3 protein-coding genes are annotated in these 2672 nt (G+C 73.1%); 1 reads left to right on the forward strand and 2 read right to left on the reverse strand.

From position 1 onward, the window contains the following. A partial coding sequence (locus tag ACWCSD_RS51195) for a LysR family transcriptional regulator (RefSeq protein WP_449926924.1) occupies window positions 1–764 on the forward strand: 764 nt, incomplete at its 5' end. An 85-nt stretch (window positions 765–849) separates the two neighbouring features. On the opposite strand, the gene ACWCSD_RS51200 is transcribed toward ACWCSD_RS51195, so the two are convergent. Continuing rightward, window positions 850–1617: an SAM-dependent methyltransferase gene (locus ACWCSD_RS51200; RefSeq protein ID WP_397164291.1), complete on the reverse strand. Its 768-nt coding sequence runs from the start codon at window positions 1615–1617 to the stop codon at window positions 850–852. A 120-nt stretch (window positions 1618–1737) separates the two neighbouring features. Next, on the reverse strand, window positions 1738–2672 hold a 935-nt coding region (locus ACWCSD_RS51205), incomplete at its 5' end, for a 3-deoxy-7-phosphoheptulonate synthase (RefSeq protein ID WP_449926927.1).

Here is a 2672-nt window from a genome sequence, read left to right on the forward strand (position 1 = left end):
CCGCGGTCAGCCAGCAGGTGAGCAGGCTGGAACGCGAGCTGGGCGCCCGCCTGTTCGACCGGTCGACCCGGCACGTGCGGCTGACTGAGGCGGGGGAGCGGCTGCTGCCCGAGGCCCGCGAGGTGCTCGCCGCGGCCGAACGGGCCCGCCGCGCGGTCACCGGCCATCTGGCCGAGGCCACCCTGCGGCTCGGCGTGTCCGCCGCGCCCGGCACCCGCCTGTACCCGATGCTCGACCGGCTCGACCCCGGCCTGCGGGTCCGGCTCGCCAAACAGCGGCTGGCCGAGCGGCTGGCGGCGGTGCGCTCCGGCGACCTGGACGCCGCGCTGGTGCGTCTCGTGGACGCCGCGCCCGGCCTGGAGTTCTTCCCCGCCTGGACCGAGCCGCTGGTCGTGGCCCTGCCCGCCGCCCATCCGCTGGCCGGCTCCGGCACGCTCAGCCTCGCCCAGCTGGGCGACCTGCCCGTACGGCTCGCCCCCCGCGAGCGCAACCCGCCCTTCCACGACCTGGTCACCGGGGCCCTGGCGCGGGCGGCCGTGGACCCGCCGCGCGGCCCGGCCTTCACCGGCCTGCACGACACGCTCATCGACCTGGCCTCGGGCCCGCCGTCGTGGACGCTGTTCTACCCGGTCTTCGACGAGCTGCCGCCGATCCGCGGCGTGGCCTACGCCGGCCTGGACGAGCCCGAGGTGCGCACCTACCTCGCCGTGCCGGCCGGGCCGCCGACGGCCCGGGTGCGGCAGCTCCTGGCGGCCCTGCCCTGACCGGGCCCCTCACCGCGGCCCTCACCGGGCCCCTCACCGCGCCCCTCACCGCGGCCCGGACCGGGGGCCGCGATCCGGCCGTGCGTCAGGGCTTGCGGGCGACGCCGACGTAGCCGACGTCGGTGCCGTTCGTCAGGGCGGGCGGCTCGGTGGGACGCCAGTCCTGGGGGAAGACCAGGCCGGGGTCGGCCAGCTCGTAGCCCTCGAAGAAGGTCAGGATCTCCTTGTCGGTCCGCAGGCTCAGCGCGGCCGTGGCCTGGTTGTAGACCTCCAGCGCCTGCGGGGTGGTGTCGGGCCTGGCGTCGATGGCATGGCTGATCACCAGGTGACTGCCGGGGGCGCTGACCTCGCGCAGCCGGGCCACGATGGGGTGAGCCTGCTCGTCGGGGATGAAGTGCAGGATCGCCAGCATGAGGAAGGCCACCGGCTGGTCGAAGTCGACCAGCGCGCCCAGCTTGTCCAGCAGGGTGTCCACCTCGCGGATGTCGGCCTGCAGGATGTCGACGTTGTCCGTACGGGCCAGCAGCGCCCGGCCGTGGACGCACACCACCGAGTCGTAGTCGACGTAGACCACGCGGGCCTCGGGCGCGATCTCGTGCGTGTTGCCCTGGGTCGGCAGCCCGGCGCCCAGGTCGACGATCTGCCGTACGCCCGAGTCCACCAGATGCCGCACGGCCCGCTGCAGGAACGCCCGGTTGGCGCGGGCGGCCTCCTTGGTGTTGGGGAACACCTTGAGGATCTGCTCCGCCGCGGCGCGGTCGGCCGCGAAGTTGTCCTTGCCGTCGAGGTAGTAGTCGTACATCCGCGCGACGTTGGGGACGTTGGGGTCGACCCCCTCGGGGGCACTGTCCACGATTTCTCCCGAAATTTCGGTCCTTCGGGTGATCATAGCCTCGCCGACCCCGCCCGCACTGGAATTCGGTTCGGTTGTCCGCGCGGCGCGCGTCACGAACACGCGCCGCGCGGAACCGGCTCAGCCGCGGTACAGCTCGGCCACGCGGAAGGCGAGGTCGAGGGACTGGCCGCGGTTGAGCCGCGGGTCGCAGGCCGTCTCGTAGCGGGTGCCGAGGTCGCCCTCGACGATCTCGTGGCCGCCGCCCACGCACTCGGTGACGTCGTCGCCGGTGAACTCGATGTGGATGCCGCCCGGGTGGGTGCCGAGCGCGCGGTGGACCTCGAAGAACCCGGCCACCTCGTCGAGCACGTCGTCGAAGTGGCGCGTCTTGTGCCCGCTCGGCGCCTCGAAGGTGTTGCCGTGCATCGGGTCGCAGATCCAGGCCACCTGGGCGCCGGCGGCCGTGACCTCCTTGACCAGGGTGGGCAGGTGCTCGCGGATCTTGGACGCGCCCATCCGGGTGATGAACGTGAGCCGGCCGGGCTCGTTGTCCGGGTTGAGCTTCTCGATCAGCGCGAGCGCCTCCTCCGGCGAGGTCGTCGGCCCGAGCTTGACGCCGATCGGGTTGCGGATGCCGGCGAAGAAGTCGACGTGCGCGCCGTCGAGCTGACGGGTGCGCTCGCCGATCCAGACCATGTGCGCCGAGACGTCGTAGGGCAGGCCGGTGCGCGAGTCGATGCGGGTGAGCGCCCGGTCGTAGTCGAGGATGAGCGCCTCGTGGGAGGAGTAGAACTCGACCGTGTGGAACTCCTCGGGCTCGGCCCCGCAGGCCCGCATGAAGGCCAGCGCCTGGTCGATCTCGCGGGCCAGCTGCTCGTAGCGGCGCCCGGCGGGCGACTCGGCCACGAAGTCCTGGTTCCAGGCGTGCACCTGGCGCAGGTCGGCGTAGCCGCCCTTGGTGAAGGCGCGCGCCAGGTTGAGCGTCACCGCCGAGGAGTGGTACGCCTTGAGCAGCCGCCACGGGTCGGGCTCGCGCGACTCGGGGGTGAACTCGAACCCGTTGACCATGTCGC

The sequence above is a fragment of the Nonomuraea sp. NPDC001684 genome (assembly GCF_053596515.1).